The organism is Klebsiella sp. JB_Kp004 (assembly GCF_040065795.1).
Taxonomy (GTDB): domain Bacteria; phylum Pseudomonadota; class Gammaproteobacteria; order Enterobacterales; family Enterobacteriaceae; genus Klebsiella; species Klebsiella quasipneumoniae.
Genome location: NZ_JBEAKW010000005.1, coordinates 165955 through 182005 on the forward strand (window position 1 = coordinate 165955; position 16051 = coordinate 182005).

Annotated in this window: 13 protein-coding genes and 2 pseudogenes; 14 read left to right on the top strand and 1 reads right to left on the bottom strand. The window is 63.3% G+C overall.

Going from position 1 to position 16051, the window contains the following annotated elements; all coding sequences use genetic code 11:
• The first annotated feature begins 29 nt into the window (after positions 1-29).
• The 6 genes and pseudogenes from ABLX76_RS06910 to ABLX76_RS06935 all read left to right on the top strand — a co-directional run bounded on the left by ABLX76_RS06910 (position 30) and on the right by ABLX76_RS06935 (position 6035).
• Positions 30-1125 (top strand): annotated as a pseudogene (locus ABLX76_RS06910) (LLM class flavin-dependent oxidoreductase).
• A complete protein-coding gene (locus ABLX76_RS06915) occupies positions 1112-2263 on the top strand; it encodes an acyl-CoA dehydrogenase family protein (protein ID WP_176377312.1) in 1152 nt (383 codons plus the stop codon). Before ABLX76_RS06910 ends, ABLX76_RS06915 begins: the two are co-directional and overlap by 14 nt.
• A gap of 5 nt (positions 2264-2268) precedes the next feature.
• Positions 2269-3243, top strand: coding sequence for an ABC transporter substrate-binding protein (locus ABLX76_RS06920; RefSeq protein WP_048335943.1), 975 nt, complete (start codon positions 2269-2271; stop codon positions 3241-3243).
• Complete coding sequence (locus ABLX76_RS06925) at positions 3240-4277, top strand: ABC transporter substrate-binding protein (RefSeq protein ID WP_348874294.1); 1038 nt, start codon at positions 3240-3242, stop codon at positions 4275-4277. Before ABLX76_RS06920 ends, ABLX76_RS06925 begins: the two co-directional genes overlap by 4 nt.
• Positions 4258-5253: an ABC transporter permease subunit gene (locus ABLX76_RS06930; protein ID WP_348874296.1), complete on the top strand. Its 996-nt coding sequence runs from the start codon at positions 4258-4260 to the stop codon at positions 5251-5253. Before ABLX76_RS06925 ends, ABLX76_RS06930 begins: the two co-directional genes overlap by 20 nt.
• Positions 5247-6035: an ABC transporter ATP-binding protein gene (locus ABLX76_RS06935; protein WP_017901271.1), complete on the top strand. Its 789-nt coding sequence runs from the start codon at positions 5247-5249 to the stop codon at positions 6033-6035. Before ABLX76_RS06930 ends, ABLX76_RS06935 begins: the two co-directional genes overlap by 7 nt.
• A 249-nt stretch (positions 6036-6284) precedes the next feature.
• Here the strand turns inward: ABLX76_RS06935 and ABLX76_RS06940 are convergent, their stop codons facing one another.
• Entirely contained in the window at positions 6285-8357 is a 2073-nt protein-coding gene (locus ABLX76_RS06940; protein WP_348874370.1) for a TonB-dependent siderophore receptor, read from the bottom strand.
• Between the two features lie 505 nt (positions 8358-8862).
• On the opposite strand from ABLX76_RS06940, the gene ABLX76_RS06945 reads away from it, so the two are divergent.
• The 8 genes and pseudogenes from ABLX76_RS06945 (at position 8863) to ABLX76_RS06980 (ending at position 16018) form a co-directional block, all read left to right on the top strand.
• Positions 8863-9684, top strand: coding sequence for an ABC transporter ATP-binding protein (locus tag ABLX76_RS06945; RefSeq protein ID WP_101992880.1), 822 nt, complete (start codon positions 8863-8865; stop codon positions 9682-9684).
• On the top strand, positions 9681-10706 hold the full coding sequence (locus tag ABLX76_RS06950; protein ID WP_348874298.1) for an iron ABC transporter permease: 1026 nt from the start codon (positions 9681-9683) through the stop codon (positions 10704-10706). Before ABLX76_RS06945 ends, ABLX76_RS06950 begins: the two co-directional genes overlap by 4 nt.
• Entirely contained in the window at positions 10703-11755 is a 1053-nt protein-coding gene (locus tag ABLX76_RS06955; RefSeq protein ID WP_087775551.1) for an iron ABC transporter permease, read from the top strand. Before ABLX76_RS06950 ends, ABLX76_RS06955 begins: the two co-directional genes overlap by 4 nt.
• Positions 11745-12722 (top strand): ABC transporter substrate-binding protein, encoded by a 978-nt coding sequence (locus ABLX76_RS06960; protein WP_168380132.1) that lies wholly within the window; start codon positions 11745-11747, stop codon positions 12720-12722. The genes ABLX76_RS06955 and ABLX76_RS06960 overlap by 11 nt, the downstream gene beginning before the upstream one ends.
• Positions 12688-13621, top strand: a pseudogene (locus ABLX76_RS06965) (MurR/RpiR family transcriptional regulator). Before ABLX76_RS06960 ends, ABLX76_RS06965 begins: the two are co-directional and overlap by 35 nt.
• A 92-nt stretch (positions 13622-13713) precedes the next feature.
• On the top strand, positions 13714-14481 hold the full coding sequence (locus tag ABLX76_RS06970; RefSeq protein ID WP_008804504.1) for a basic amino acid ABC transporter substrate-binding protein: 768 nt from the start codon (positions 13714-13716) through the stop codon (positions 14479-14481).
• Positions 14482-14544: 63 nt separating this feature from the next.
• Positions 14545-15309 carry an amino acid ABC transporter permease gene (locus tag ABLX76_RS06975; RefSeq protein ID WP_004151161.1) on the top strand — a complete coding sequence of 255 codons (765 nt, stop codon included), beginning with the start codon at positions 14545-14547 and terminating at the stop codon, positions 15307-15309.
• Complete coding sequence (locus ABLX76_RS06980) at positions 15296-16018, top strand: amino acid ABC transporter ATP-binding protein (RefSeq protein WP_004189541.1); 723 nt, start codon at positions 15296-15298, stop codon at positions 16016-16018. The genes ABLX76_RS06975 and ABLX76_RS06980 overlap by 14 nt, the downstream gene beginning before the upstream one ends.
• Positions 16019-16051 lie beyond the last annotated feature (33 nt).

Here is a 16051-nt window from a genome sequence, read left to right on the forward strand (position 1 = left end):
TCCATTACCCCTGACGCAAGGAGTTGTTCATGAGCATTCAGTTTCTCGGCATGATTGGCCATCGCCTCTCTTCCGAAACGATTGCCCCGGTGGGGCCGATCTTTGACCGCGACTATATCGTTCGCTTTGCGCAAACCCATGAAGCCGCCGGGTTCGATCGCCTGCTGGTGGGTCACTGGTCCGATCAACCCGACGGCTTTCTGGTGACCGCCCTGGCCGGACTGTCGACGCAGAAAATTCAGTACCTGCTGGCCCATCGCCCCGGTTTTGTATCGCCGACCCTTGCCGCGCGCAAATTCGCCACCCTTGAGCATCTGCTGGGGGGCCGGCTGGCGGTGCATATCATCAGCGGCGGCAATGACGCCGAGCAGCGCCGGGACGGCGATTACCTCGATCACGATCAGCGCTATGCCCGCACCGACGCCTTCCTTGACGTCGTACGCCGGGTGTGGACCAGTGAGCAGCCGGTAGATATTCACAACGATTTTTATCAGGCCGAACAGGCCTGGTCAGCCATTCGTCCGCTGCAAAAGCCGCATCTTCCCATCTACTTCGGCGGTTCGTCGGATGCGGCCATCGCTGTCGCCGGCAAACACGCCGACGTCTTCGCCCTGTGGGGCGAGTCGCTGGCGCAAACCGGGGAGACCATCCAGCGCGTGCGCGCCGAAGCGGCGAAACACCAGCGTGATATTGGCTTCAGCGTCTCGTTCCGGCCGATTATCGCCGACAGCGAAGCCGAGGCCTGGGAGAAAGCCGAGCATATCCTGCACGTCGCCACCGAGCAGGCGGCGCAGCGCGGGGGCGGGTTCAAGGCCAAACCGGACAGCATCGGCGCCCAGCGGCTGCGGGCCACCGCCGCGCAGGGCAGAGTGGTGGACAAACGCCTGTGGACCGGCATCGCCCAGCTGGTGGGCGGCGGGCATAACTCCACCGCGCTGGTAGGCACCCCGGAGCAGGTGGCCGATGCGCTGCTCGACTACTACGACCTCGGGGTGCGCAACTTCCTGATCCGCGGATTCGACCCGCTGAACGATGCGGCAGACTACGGCCGGGCGCTGCTGCCGATCGCTCGTGAAAAAGCCGCGCGGCGTGCGGTGGCGGAGCGCGCATCGTGATCCATCCTGAGCGCGACGACTGGGCGCAGCAGCTGACGGCGGTACGCCAACAGATGGCGGAGCAGGCGGCCAGTCTTGACGCCAGCGGCGACTTTCCCTGGCGCAATATCGACCCGCTGCGCGCGGGGGGCTGGTTAAGCCTCGCCGTGCCGCGTGCTTACGGCGGGGCGGGCGCCAGCCTGGCCCAGCTGCAGCAGGCCATCGCCGCCATTGCCTGGGGTGAGCCGGCGACGGCGCTGATCGTCTGCATGCAGTATCTGCACCATTTGCGGCTGGCGGAAAACGACGCCTGGCACGCGCCGCTGCGCCAGCAGGTTTTTCATGATGCCGTCGAACGCGGTGGCCTGATCAACAGCCTGCGCGTTGAGCCGGAGCTGGGTTCCCCGGCGCGCGGCGGCCTGCCGGACACCGTGGCGAGCCGCTGCGCGGACGGCTGGGACATCAACGGTCATAAAATCTATACCACCGGCATTGAAGGGCTACGCTGGCTGGCGGTATGGGCGAGAAGCGATGATAACCCGCCGCGGGTGGGCACCTGGCTGGTGCCTGGCGACAGCGCCGGGATTAGCGTGGTGAAAAGCTGGGATCACGCCGGGATGCGGGCCACCGGCAGCCATGAGGTGATTTTTCGCCACGTGCGGGTGGCGGCAGAGCATGCGGTGGATGTCTGGCCGGTCGATGCGCCACCCGCCGCCCAGGCGGAACCGTTGCGCCTGTTCGCCAACCGGCAAACGGCATTGCTGGCGGCGATCTATGACAGCATCGCCCGCGCCGCTCACGACTGGCTGGTGAGGTGGCTGGCGGGGCGGGTGCCCGCGGGTCTCGGCCATCCGCTTTCCCGCCTGCCGCGGGTGCAGGAGAAGGTCGGGCAGATCGCCGAACTGCTGTTGGTTAACCGCAGCCTGCTGGAGCAGGCCGCCGCGCTGCGCTTTTCCGCCATCGAGGCCAACCTGGCGAAAGTCACCATCACCGACAACGCCATTCAGGCGGTGAATATCGCGCTCGAGCTGACCGGCAATCATGGCCTCAGCCGACAAAACCCGCTGGAACGCCACTATCGCAATGTGCTCTGCGGCCGGGTGCATACCCCGCAGAGCGACAGTGCCTGGCTGGCTGCTGGCCACTTCGTCTTTCAATCACAAGGATAATCACGATGCGTCTATCATTCTCAGGCCGGGTGGCGGCAGCGCTGATGCTGCTGGCGCTGGGCGGTTACGCGACGGCGCAGGAGCGGCTTACCCTGCGCATCGCCGATCAAAAAGGCGGCATGCGTTCGCAGCTGGAGGCGGCCAACGCCCTGCAAAACCTCCCCTACGACATTAAGTGGGCCGAATTTCCGGCTGCCGCGCCGCTGGCGGAAGCCCTTAACGCTGGCGCGGTGGACGCGGGGATCATCGGCGATGCGCCGCTGCTCTTCGCCCTGGCTAACGGCGCGCCGGTAAAAGCGATCGCCGTGGACAAAAGCAACCCGGCGGGGACCGCGGTGCTGGTTTCTCCCGGCAGCGCGATAAAAACCGCCGCCGGGTTAAAAGGCAAGCGTATTGCCACCGGCAAAGGGTCGATTGGCCATTTCGTGGCGCTGAAAGCGCTCGAGCAGGCGGGGATTTCACCGAAGGAGGTGCAGTGGGTGTTCCTCGGTCCGGTGGACGCCAAAGTGGCGCTGCTTAACGGTTCGGTGGACGCCTGGGCGACCTGGGAGCCCTACACCACCCAGATGGTGAAGACCAACGAGGGGCAGATCCTGGTGAGCGGCAAAGGGCTGCTGCCGGGGAATACCTTCCTTGCGGCAACGGATTCAGCGCTTAACGATCCGCAAAAGCGCGCCGCGCTGCAGGATTATCTCCAGCGCCTGGCCGGCGCCGAGCGCTGGGCCTACGCCAATCTCGACAGCTACGGCAAAACGCTGGGGGAGATCATCCGCTTCCCGGCGGAGATCGCCCGCGCACAGTTTGCCAACCGTCAGTCGCAGTGGCAGCCGCTGGCGGAGGAAACGGTGACCCAGCAGCAGGCGACGGCCGACTTTTATCTCGCCAACGGCCTGATCCGCACCCGGCTGGACGTGAAGCCGACCTTTGACCCCAGCTTTAGCGTGCCCGCCGGGCCGGCCCACGCGGAGGTAACGCCATGACCCGATCCGCTTTTTCCCGTCGTCGTTTTTTACAGCTCAGCGGTGGCCTGGCGCTGGCCGGGGTTTCCCTGCCGCTGTGGGCTCACGATATGGCGGAGATGGCCAGCGGCGATGCTCATCCGGCGCTGCGCCTGCCGCAGCCGTACAAGATCAAGCTGGCGATCAACAAAAGCGCGGTTTGCCTCGCGCCGGTCGCCGTCGCCGAGCAGCAGAAGATTTTCAGTAAATATAACCTCGACGTTGAGTTGGTTAACTTCGGCAACTCCACCGATGTGCTGCTTGAGGCGATCGCTACCGGCAAGGCCGACGCCGGGGTGGGGATGGCGCTGCGCTGGCTGAAGGCGCTGGAGCAGGGCTTTGACGTCAAGCTCACCGCCGGGACCCATGGCGGCTGTCTAAACCTGCTGACGGCCAAAGCGTCGCCGTTCAACGGCCTTGAGAGCCTGAAAGGGCAAACCATCGGCGTCACCGACATGGCCGGGCCGGATAAAAACTTCTTCGCCATCCTGCTTAAGCGCCACGGTATCGATCCGATAAGCGACGTGCAGTGGAAAGTCTACCCGGCGGATCTGCTCAGCGTGGCGCTGGATAAGCGCGAGATCGCCGCCATCAGCGGCAGCGAGCCGTTCAGCTATCGGCTGCTGGAGACCGGCAAGTATCAGCTGATCGCCAGCAATATGACCGGGGACTATGCCAATCTGAGCTGCTGCGTGCTGGGGGTGAGTGGGAGCCTGGCGCGGGACCATAAACCGGCCGCCGCGGCGCTCACCCAAGCAATCCTTGAAGCGCACAGCTATGCCGCCGAACATCCGGAAAGCGTGGCGCAATCTTTCCTCGCCCATGCGCTCAACACCAGTGAAGCGGAGGTAAGCGGCATTCTGCATGGACAGGGGCACGGCCACCACGCGGTGGGGGAGGCGTTCGTGAAAGAGCTGACGCAGTATGCGGTCGACCTGCAGCGGGTGCAGGTGATCAAACCGGGCACCGATCCCCATCAGTTTGCGGAGAGTATCTATGCCAACGTATTCGCCTGAGCAGGCGCTGGCGCGCCCAACCGGCCGCGCGACGCTGTGGGGAGAAGGGCTGCTGGCCGCCGCGCTGTGGCTGCTGGGCGGTCTGTTCACCCTGGCCTGGCCCGATGCCGGGCGGCGCTGGCCGTTTAGCGAGGGCTGGGCGCTGGCGCAGTTCGCCTTCGGCGGCGGCTTGCTGCTGCTGGCGCTGAGCTATCGCTACTGGCGAGCGCGCGGCGCGCGCGTGCTGCATGCCGGCAAGTGGCTGGCGCTGCTGCCGGTGCTGTTCGCTGCCTGGGAAGGGCTGACCGCCAAGAGCGGCGTGCTGCCGGTGCCGTTTTTCGCGCCGCCGCAGGCGCTGATCGAGGTGCTGCACGACGACTGGCCGCGTCTGCTCGACAGCCTGCTGCACTCCCTGGGGCTGCTGGGGCTTGGGGTGCTGCTCGGCACCAGCAGCGGGTTCGTCACCGGTCTGGCCATTGGCTGGTCGCAACGAATTGGCTACTGGCTCTATCCGGTGTTACGCCTGCTGGGGCCGGTGCCGTCTACCGCGCTGCTGCCGCTGTGCCTGTTTATCTTTCCGTCAAGCTTCGGCGCCAGCGTGTTTTTGATTGCGCTGAGCACCTGGTTCCCGGTCACGGTGCTGACCTGGTCCGGGGTCATTGGCATTGACAAGGCGTGGTACGACGTGGCGCGGACCCTCGGCGCCAGCCAGCGTTTCCTGATCCTGCGGGTGGCGATCCCCGCCGCGCTGCCGAACGTCTTTGTCGGCCTGTTTATGGGGCTTGGCGCGTCGTTTTCGGTGCTGATTGTGGCTGAAATGGTGGGGGTGAAGTCGGGGATCGGCTTCTACCTCCAGTGGGCCCAGGGCTGGGCGGCCTATCCCAATATGTACGCCGCGCTGCTGGTGATGGCCTTGCTGTGCTCCGGTCTGATTAGCGGATTATTTATGCTGCGCGATAAGCTGCTGAGCTGGCAGCGGGGAGGGATGCAATGGTAACCGCGACATCAGGTTCGCAGACGATAGCGCGCGGCGCGGCGGTATCGATAAGCCATCTTCATCACGCGTTTACGCTCGGCAAACAGGCGGTGCCGGTGCTGGAGAATATCAGCCTGCAGCTGCGGCCAGGGGAAAGCGTGGCGCTGCTGGGCCCTTCCGGCTGCGGTAAATCCACCCTGCTGCGGCTGCTGGCTGGGCTGGAAGCGCCGCAGAGCGGACAGATGCAGTTCGACGGCGCGCCGCTCGGCGCTCCGGGGCCGGAGCGCATACTGGTGTTTCAGGACCCGACGCTCTATCCCTGGCTGACGGTGCGGCAGAACGTGCTGCTGGGCCCGCAGGCGCAGGGCAAAAGGGGGCTGGAAGCAAAGGCCGACGCGCTGATTGACCGCATCGGTCTGCAGGCCTTCAGCGAGGCGTGGCCGCGGCAGCTGTCAGGGGGGATGGCGCAGCGCGCCGCGCTGGCGCGCGCGCTGTTGAACGAGCCGCGCCTGCTGCTGCTCGACGAGCCGCTGGGCAAGCTGGACTCGCTGACCCGCATCAGCATGCAGCGGGAGCTGATCGCCCTCTGGCAGCAGCAGGGGTATACCAGCCTGCTGGTGACCCACGATATCGAAGAGGCGCTGCTGCTGTGCGAGCGGGTGCTGGTGATGTCGCCGCGTCCGGGGCGGATTATCGCCGAGTTCGCGCTGCCGCTGGCCTTTCCCCGCCACCGCGATAACCCGCAGCTGCTGCAGCATCGTCAGGATATATTGCGCATCCTCGGCCAGGAGGAGGACTGGTAGGGTAAACGCATTCCCGGGTGGCGGCTGCGCCTTACCGGGCCTGCGAACTCGAGAGGAAGGGGAAAGACCGCAGGCCGGTGCAAGCGCAGCGCCGCCCGGCAATGGACATCCGGTGCCATGCGCCACGTTTTGCCCGGTGGCGGCTGCGCCTTACCGGGCCTGCAATCTCCACAGAAGGGGAAAGAACGTAGGCCGGTGCAAGCGCAGCGCCGCCCGGCAATGAGCATCCGGCGCGACGCCATGTACGGCTTAAAAATCCATCTTCACCGTGAACTGTACCTCACGCGGATCGCCAATCTGATTGCCGAGGTTATTGGTGCCGATGGAAGAGGTGTAATAGGTCTTATCAAACAGATTCTTCACATTCACCTGCAGCGTCACCGGATACTGCAGCTTCATCTTATAGGCGGCAAACACGTCCGCCACCGCATAGCCCGGTAGATAATAATCCGCGCCGTTGGTGCCGGAGCGCTTGCTGAGCGCATGGCCGCCGCCGCCCACCGTCAGGGTGTTGCTGTTATAGACGTTATGAATGTCATAGGTCAGGAACAGCGAACCGGTGTGTTTCGGTACGTTCGGCAGCGGTTTCCCGGCGTAATCCGGATCTTCCAGCACTTTGGCGTCGGTGTAGCCGTAGCTGGCGATCACGCTGAGGTTATCGGTGATGGACCCCGCCAGATCCACTTCCACGCCCTGGGAACGCACCTTGCCCGCGGTTTTGGCCACCGTCTCATCGCCAATGCTCTCGGTGTACAGCACATTGCGCTTATGAATATCAAACAGCGCGATATTGGCGGTAATGCCCTCCAGCAGGTCGAATTTGGCGCCCACTTCGTAGGAGGTGGACTCTTCCGGCGGCAGCTCGCCGATATAGCTGGCGATCGACGACTGCGGCATAAACGACTGGGCGACGTTGGCGAACAGGGAGACGTTCGGCGTCACCTTGTAGACCAGGCCGGCCTTTGGCGTCCATTTCTCATCGCGGCTGTCGGTATTGACGTTAAACGGTCGGCCTTTACCGGCGTACTGGGTGTAGTACTGGTAGCGCACGCCAGCGACCGCGATCCAGTTGTCAGTCAGGTACAGCGCGTCCTGCACGTAAGCGGCATAGCTCTCCTGCTGGATCCGCTGGTCGCTGTCGGATGCGGAGACGGTATTGCAGGTGTCGAGGGTGCCGTAGACCGGATGATAGATATTAAAGCCTTTCACGTTCTTGCAGCGCAGCATATCGGTGCGCAGCAGATCGTAATTCTCATAGGCGACGCCGGTCAGCAGTTCGTTATAAAAGCCGCCCACCACCACGTTGCCCTGCAGGTCAGCGCGGGTGGAGTGCATCTTCTGCGTTGAACCGTGGGTACCGTCGACCCGGCGGGTGAGGTTGCCGGTCGCCGAATCATAGGCCATTACCCGCGCCTGGTTATCGTTATAGTGATCCTGGCTGTAGCTGTAATCGAAGCGCGCGGTCCAGGCGTCGTTAAGGCGATACTCGGCGTTGAGCTGGGCGAGGTCGGAATAGCCATCGGTAATATTAAACGCTTCATCGAAGCGGGTTTTGCGATCGACGTTCACCGCATGGCCGGTATTCAGATCGAAAATAGTGCCGCGGTCAAAGGGCGCGCTGTAGTCGCGGTGCGAATAGGACGCGGTCACCGTCGCCCGGTCGCCAAACCAGGTCAGGGAAGGGGCGATAAAGCGGCTTTTGTTTTTACCGAAATTGCGCCAGTAATCTTCATTCTGATATTCCCCAATCAGCCGGTACGCCAGATTTGTGCCTTCGATGGGGCCGGTGATGTCGACGCTGCCGGTGCCGCCGCCAAAGCTGGTGGAGGTCCCGGAAACCGAACCGGAGAACTGCCGCTCCGGACGTTTGGTGATGACGTTGATCAGCCCGCCGGGGTCGAGGATACCGTACAGCGTCGAAGCTGGCCCCTTCAGGACTTCCACCCGTTCGGTGGCGGCGTTAAAGCTGCGCGGCAGAACAGTGCGCAGACCGTTGGTCATGATTGAGCCGTCGCGGTTAGCGCCGAAGCCGCGGCGGGTAAAGGCGTCCTGGGTGCCGCCGAGGGTGTTGGTTTGCACCACGTTGGCGACGTTATACAGCGCCTCGTCGAGCGAGGTGGCGTGCTGATCTTCGAGAACCCGGTCGCTGACGGTATTCACCACCTGCGGAATATCCAGCAGCGGCATCGAGGTCAGCGTCGCGGTAGAGGAGCTGAGCGGTTGATAGCCGCTGGTGGCGCTCTGCTGGGCGCCGTCGGCCACCACGGTGATGGTCTCTTCCGCGTCGTTGTTACCTTTCGCCGCGTTATTTTCCGCGGCCATTAATCCCGGTGAGGCTAAAAAAAGAAGCGAAAAAAGCGCCCGCCCTTGCAACGAGGTGAAGGCGACATGGGGTTGAGTCATTATCTTTTTCTCGTGAACGAATCTGCCTTTGCGGTCAGATAAAGCCAATAAAATCATTGCCCTGAATAATAAAAACACGCGATTTAGCGTCTGAACGCGCCTTTATGTGTGTAATTGAGAATCATTCAACCATGAAGGAATGTAGTAGTAAACGTTATATAAGATAAAAAATCAGCGGCGGGGAACAGGGCGTTTTAAACACCTCCATCAGGGAATGTCATGTGGTTATCTATTTGATATTATTCTATTTTAATTCTATTGCGTTGGCGCGGCCTCGCTGTAGTCATCGTCCGCGCCTGAAGACGATGGCGACTATTGACTACTACATTCATCCCCGTCATGATCAAAAGAGAATGAGATTTATTTTGATTTGACTGCAGAATGTCCAGCCATCGCCTGGAACGCTGCGGCGCAGGAGCGAGTTATGCCACAGCGGGTGACACCTGCAGAGCAGGGGATCGTACTGGATGCCCTGTCGGCCGGCTACGGCCAGACCCTGATCGTTGACGACATCAACCTGACCATCCCCACCGGCAAAATGACGGTGCTGGCCGGGGCGAACGGCTCCGGCAAATCCACGCTGCTGTCGACCATCGCCAGGATGCTGAAACCGCTCGGCGGCAGCGTGCGTCTGGACGGGCAAGCCATTCATCAGATGCCGACGAAGGCCGTCTCGCGCCAGCTTGGCATCCTGCCGCAATCGCCGCTGACGCCGGAAGGGTTAACGGTTTTCGAACTGGTCTCGCGCGGTCGCTTCCCGTGGCAGGGGCTGATGCGCCAGTGGTCCGACGCCGATGAGCTGGCGGTGGAAGAGGCGCTGCGCTTAACGGGCACCCGCGAGTTCGCTCATCTGCCGGTGGACAGCCTCTCCGGCGGCCAGCGTCAGCGCTGCTGGATCGCCATGGCGCTGGCCCAGCAAACGGCGACCATTCTGCTGGATGAACCGACCACCTGGCTCGACCTGCGCTATCAGGTCGATATTCTCGAACTGCTACAGACCCTGACCCGCGATCATGGCCGCACGGTGGTGACGGTGCTCCATGATCTTAACTTTGCCGTCAACTATGCCGATCTGCTGGTATTCCTTAAACAGGGGCGCATCGCCGGCACGATTAGCGACGGTGAAGTCTGTAGCCCTGAGCTGATTAAACGCGTGTTTGACGTTGACGTGCAGATGTCGATTAACCCGCAAACCGGCAAACCGTTCTTTATGCCGTTTCGCGCCCGCCAGGCGGCGGCACAATGAGCGTGGTTAGCCTGCATCCCGCGCGGCGGCGCGCCCGTCCCCGGCTGGCGCTGCTCCTGCTTACGCTGCTGCTTATTGCCGGCTCGCTGGTGCATCTTGGCCTGGGCGCCCGCTGGATCGCCCCGCAGACGGTGCTGCAGGCGCTGCTGGAGTACAACCCGCGTAACTTCGATCAGCGGATAATCGTCGAACTGCGCCTGGTGCGGCTGGCGGCGGCGCTGCTGACCGGCGCGGCGCTCGGCGTCGCCGGGCTGCTGTTGCAGACGGTGATCCGCAACCCGCTGGGCGAGCCGCATATCCTCGGCGTTAACGCCGGCGCGTCGCTGGCGGTGGTGGCGACCTCTGCGCTGGGGCTCTCCTTCGGCGCTTTCCCCGCCGCGCGGCCGCTGACCGCCGCCTGCGGCGCGGCGCTGCTGTTCGGCGGGGTGATGGCGCTGGCCTCTGCCGGTCGCGGCGGAGCGACGCCGCTGCGCATCACGCTGTGCGGGGTAGCGCTGTCGGCGTTTGCGTCGGCGGTGACGGCGGCGATATTAATTCTCGATGAACAAACGCTGCTGGCGATGCGCACCTGGCTGGCGGGCGATCTGGCCGGGCTGAACTGGAGCACGCTGCGGACGGCGCTGGTCCCGGCGCTGATCGGCCTTGGCGTTGCGCTGTTCCTTGCCCCGCGCCTCAACGTGCTGGCGCTGGGGGATAAGGTAGCGCTGGGCCTCGGCGTGAACCTCGTCCAGACCCGGCTGCTGGGCCTGCTGGCGATTGCGCTGCTCTGCGGCGCGGCGGTGGCGGTGGCCGGGCCGATCGGCTTCGTCGGGCTGGTGGTGCCGCACGTGGTGCGCCGTTTGGTGACGGAAGATATTCGCCTGGCGCTGCCCCTGGCGGCGCCGGTAGGGGCGCTGGTGCTGCTCCTGGCGGATATCGCCGCCCGGACGCTGGTCGCCCCTCAGGAGCTGGCCACCGGGGCGATGACCGCCCTGGTGGGCGCGCCGCTGTTTATCTTTATCGCCGCGAGGTTTTTTAAATGATGCGCGCCGTCCATCGGGCCGGCTTTCGGCCGCTGGTTTTCGCTTCCCGCCAGCTGCTGCTGCGCCCGGCGGCGCTTAACATTGCCGCCTTAATGCTGCTGATGCTGCTGGCGCTGGGGCTGTACAGCCTCAGCCGCGGCAGCTATCCGCTGCCCGCGTCGACGCTGGCGCGGGCCCTGCTGGCGCCGCAGGAGATTGGCGAGCAGCCGCGCTTTATTCTGTTTGATATCCGCCTGCCGCGGATCCTGATGGCGCTGCTGTGCGGGGCTATGCTGGGGCTGGCCGGCGCGGCGATGCAGAGCATCACCCGCAACGGGCTGGCCGACCCGGGGCTGATCGGCGTCAAAGAGGGGGCCAGCATCGTGGTCCTGGCGCTGGTGCTGTTTTTCCCGGCGGTAGGCCTGGTCTGGCGGCCGCTGGCGGGAATGGTCGGCGGCGTGGCGGTGGCCCTGCTGGTCCTGACGCTGGCGCGCGATTGCGCGCGACCGCGCTTTATTTTAATTGGCGTCGGCGTCTCATGGACCCTGGCGGCGGCGGTCGGCATCTTTATGACCACCGCCGACGTTCGCGACGTGCAGACGGCGATGATCTGGCTGGCGGGCAGCCTGCAGGCCGCCACCTGGCCGCTGCTGGCGGTGGCCTTTTGCTGGGCGCTGCCCGGGGCCATCATCCTGTTCTGTACCGCCCGGGCGGCGGACGCGGCGCTGCTGGGCGACCGGACCGCCATCGGCCTTGGGGTGCGTCTGCAGCAGCTCACGCTGCTGCGCTTTTTCGCCCCGGTGCTGCTGACCTCGGCCAGTGTCTCCTGCGTCGGCAGCCTGGGCTTTGTTGGCCTGATGGCGCCGCATATGGCGCGTTTTGTGCTGCGCGGCGGCCAGGTATCGCTGCTGAGCGGAAGCGCGCTGATTGGCGCCTTGCTGGTGCTGGTGACCGATACCCTTGGCCGGCTGGCGTTTGCGCCGCTGCAGATCCCGGCGGGGATTGTTATTGCCCTGGTGGGCTGCCCGTTTTTTGTTGTCTTGCTCTGGCGTCGCCGCGATGCCCTTTAACCAGGAAGGTATTATGCGTTGGTTCGTCTCATTGCTGCTGTTGCTGACGGGGGCCGTCAGCGCCGCCGACCCACAAACTCAGACTTTTACCGATGATTTAGGCCGCACGGTCACCGTCCCGCTCCATCCGCAGCGTATCGTTTCGATGCACGATCTCGACATTACCATTCCGCTGATTGAGCTCGGGGCGCCGCCCATCGCCAGCCACGGCCGGACGCGGCCGGACGGCAGCCACTATCTGCGCTCCAGCGCCCAGCTCACCGGCGTCGATTTCGACAATAGCGATATCCGCTTTATTGGCACCGCCGATATCGATCTGGAAGCGGTGGCCGCCGCCAGGCCGGATCTGATCATCACCGAGCCCAGCCGTCACGTGTCGGTGGAGCAGCTGGAGAAGATTGCCCCGACGGTGAGCATCGACCATCTGCAGGGCAGCGCCCCGGAGATTTACCGCAAGCTGGCGCAGCTGACCGGCACCCAGCCGCGGCTGGCGATCCTCGAGCGTCGCTATCAGGAGCAAATCAAGCAGCTGAAAGCGATGGTCAACCCGTCGCAATACAGCGTCTCGGTGATCCAGGCGAACAACGGCAAGGTCACGGTGCATCATTCTTACCACGCGCTGGGCCGGGTGCTGCGCGACGCCGGGTTCCGCTTTCCGCCGTTGATTGAGCGGATCCCCGACGGCCAGCGAATTGACGTCAGCGCGGAACAGCTGCCGGAGCTGGACGCCGATTTTGTCTTCGCCACCTGGCGGTCGGATACCGGCGGTAAGCCGCAGGATGAGCTGCAGGCGATGGAAGGGGTGATGCCCGGCTGGTGCGACTTTATGCGCGCCTGCCGCACCGGGCGCTATATTTTGCTGCCGCGGGAGGAGGTGATCTCCAACTCCTACGCCGCGCTCTCTCTGATGGTGGCCCAGGTGCAGTCGCATATTGCCGGCAGGCCGATCCCGGCGGAGGCCAAATGAAAAGCGCGGTAAAAAAAGAGAAGGGGCGGGTCGACCTGTTCGGCGAACGCTATCGCGCCCGGGCGCATCAGCTCTCTCCCCGCCTGCGGGCCGTGGTCAGCTATATCAACGACAACCGCGAGGTGGTGCTGGAGCAGACGGCGATGGAGATCGCCACCGCGACCCAGACCTCTGACGCCACGGTGGTCCGCGCTATCCAGGCGCTGGGCTTCGCTGGGCTGCGCGAGCTTAAGCAGACTATGGAGCGCTGGTTCGGCACCTCGGTCACCTCGGCGGAAAAGATGCGCTCGACGGTCACTGCACTCGCCAGCGACGTCAATTCCAGTATTGATTTTGTGCTTGAAGGGCACCAGCGGGTCTGCGAGGTCCTGTCGCGGGCCGACAATCGCGCGGCGGTGGCCCAGGCGGTGGCGTTGCTCAGCGACGCGCGCCAGGTGGGGATCTTCGGCATCGGCGCCTCGGGGATCCTCGCCGAGTACACCGCCCGGCTGTTCAGCCGCATTGGCCTGCCGGCTTACGTGATGAACCGCACGGGCTTTAGCCTCGCCGAACAGCTTATCGGCCTGCAGCGCGGCGATGTGCTGATCATGATGGGGCAAAAATCCCCCCATCGCGAAGGGATGACCACCCTGCGCGAGGCGAAGCGGCTGGGAATTCCGACCATCCTGCTGACCCAGGCGGTGGACTCGCGCTTCAGCCAGGAGGCGCAGGTGGTGATCGACGTCCCGCGCGGCGGGGACAGTAGCCGGATGCCGCTGCACGGCACGGTGCTGGTCTGTCTGGAGATGATTGTCCTGTCGGTGGCCTCGACCACGCCACAAAAAACGGTGAAATCCCTGAAGCGAATCAACGACCTGCACCGGGCCATCGGTAAATCCGGCGGTAAACGGGCCAGTTGATAAGATAATTCACCAGCGGGAAGGTTTCCGGTTGCATACAAAAGTAAGTGTGTGTATTTTTATGCAAAATAAATGCATAAAAAGGATATCTCATGGTTAAGAATTTGCTCAAAGCGTGTTTCATGATGGCCGCGCTGACGGCAGCCGGACAGGCGGCTGCGGAAACCTACACCGTCGGCTCCGGCGGCACCTACCGGCCATTTGAATTTGAAAACAGCCAGAAACAGCTGGAAGGTTTTGATATCGACATCATCAAAGCCATCGCCAAAGCCGAAGGCTTTGACGTCAAACTGGTCAATACCCCATGGGAAGGCATCTTCGCCACGCTGAACACCGGCGACCGCGACATCATCATCTCCGGGATCACCATCACCGATAAACGCAAACAGATGGTCGATTTCTCCGCGCCGTACTTCCCGGCCGAGCAGTCTATCGTCGTCGCCCAGGATTCGCAGGTCGATTCCCTCGCGGCCCTGAAAAACGAGAAGGTCGGGGTGGTGAACTCCAGCACCGGCGATATCGTGGTCTCTGAGGTACTGGGCAAAAACAGCACGGCGATCAAGCGCTTCGACAATACCCCCCTGATGCTCCAGGAGCTGTTCGAGGACGGCGTCAGCGCCGCGGTGGGTGACGTCGGGGTGGTGAAGTACTACATCAAACAGCACCCGGAGAAGCAGTTCAAGCTGGTGCCGGATGCCAAATTTGAACGCCAGTATTTCGGTATCGCGGTGGCGAAAGGCAACAGCGAACTGCTGGGCAAAATCAACGCCGGTCTGCAGAAGATTGTTGCCGACGGAACTTACGCCAAAATCTATAAAACCTGGTTCGACGACAACGTGCCGACGCTGCCAGCGCAATAACCCACCTTTTTCAGTGACCACGGCTATCGCCCAGGCGATAGCCGTATTTTTTAGGGAAGGACTATGACGGGATTCCGTTGGGAGATCATCGAGGAGTACGGCCCGCTGTTTGTGGACGGCGCCCTGATGACGATTAAATGTACCATTATCTGCGTGATCCTCGGGACGCTGTGGGGGTTAACCCTCGGTCTCGGACGGATGGCGAAGGCCGAGCACGGGCCATGGAAATATATTCTCCGCTACCTGGTGCAGTTTCCGGTGCGCTTTTACGTTAGCGCCTTCCGCGGTACGCCGCTGTTCGTGCAGATCATGGTGGTGCACTTTGCGCTGGTGCCGCTGTTTATTAACCCGCGCGATGGCCTGCTGGTGACCAGCGGCCTGATGAGCGCCGACTTTGCCCGCGAGCTGCGCGCCAGCTACGGGGCGTTCCTCTCCTGCATTGTGGCGATCACCCTTAACGCTGGCGCCTATGTGTCGGAAATTTTCCGCGCCGGCATCCAGTCGATCGACAAAGGGCAGATGGAGGCCTCCCGCGCGCTGGGCATGCCGTGGTGGAAAACCATGCGCAAGGTGATCCTGCCCCAGGCGTTTCGCCGCATTCTGCCGCCGCTGGGCAACAACGCCATCGCCATAGTCAAAGACTCGTCGCTGGCCTCGGCGATAGGCCTGGCCGATCTGGCCTACGCCGCGCGCACCGTCTCCGGCGCCTACGCCACCTACTGGGAACCCTACCTGACCATCTCCCTGGTCTACTGGGTGATCACCTTCCTGCTGGCGCAGCTGGTTAACCGTCTGGAAAAGAGGTTTGGCAAAAGTGATTCACATTAATAACTTACATAAGCGCTTCGGCGACAGCCACGTGCTGCGCGGCATCAGCTGCGACATTAAACCGCAGGAAGTGGTGTGCATCATCGGCCCCTCCGGCTCGGGGAAAAGTACCTTCCTGCGCTGTATGAACGCCCTCGAGACGGTCAGCGAAGGCGAGGTGGTGGTCAACGGCTTTGCCGCCCACGACCGCACTACCGACCTCAATAAGATGCGCGAAAGCGTCGGCATGGTGTTCCAGCGCTTTAACCTGTTCCCGCACATGACGGTGCTGGAAAACCTGATTATGGCGCCGATGAATCTGCGCAATATGCCGCGCCAGCAGGCGGTCGACCTGGCGGAAGCCTTGCTGGCGAAGGTGGGCTTAAGCGATAAGCGCGACGCCTGGCCCTCGAGTCTGTCCGGCGGCCAGCAGCAGCGCGTCGCGATTGCCCGCGCGCTGGCGATGAAGCCGTCGATTATGCTGTTCGATGAGCCCACCTCGGCGCTGGATCCGGAGCTGGTGGGCGACGTGCTGGAGGTGATGAAAAACCTCGCCAGCGAGGGGATGACCATGGTGATCGTGACCCACGAAATGGGCTTTGCCCGCGAAGTGGCCGACCGGGTGATCTTCATCGACCAGGGCGTGATTCAGGAAGAGGGCAAGCCGGGGCAGATCTTTAGCGCGCCGACCAACCCGCGCACCGCCGCGTTCCTCAGCAAGGTGCTGTAAACCGGGCGGGCTGGCGCCAGGCCAGCCCAGCCC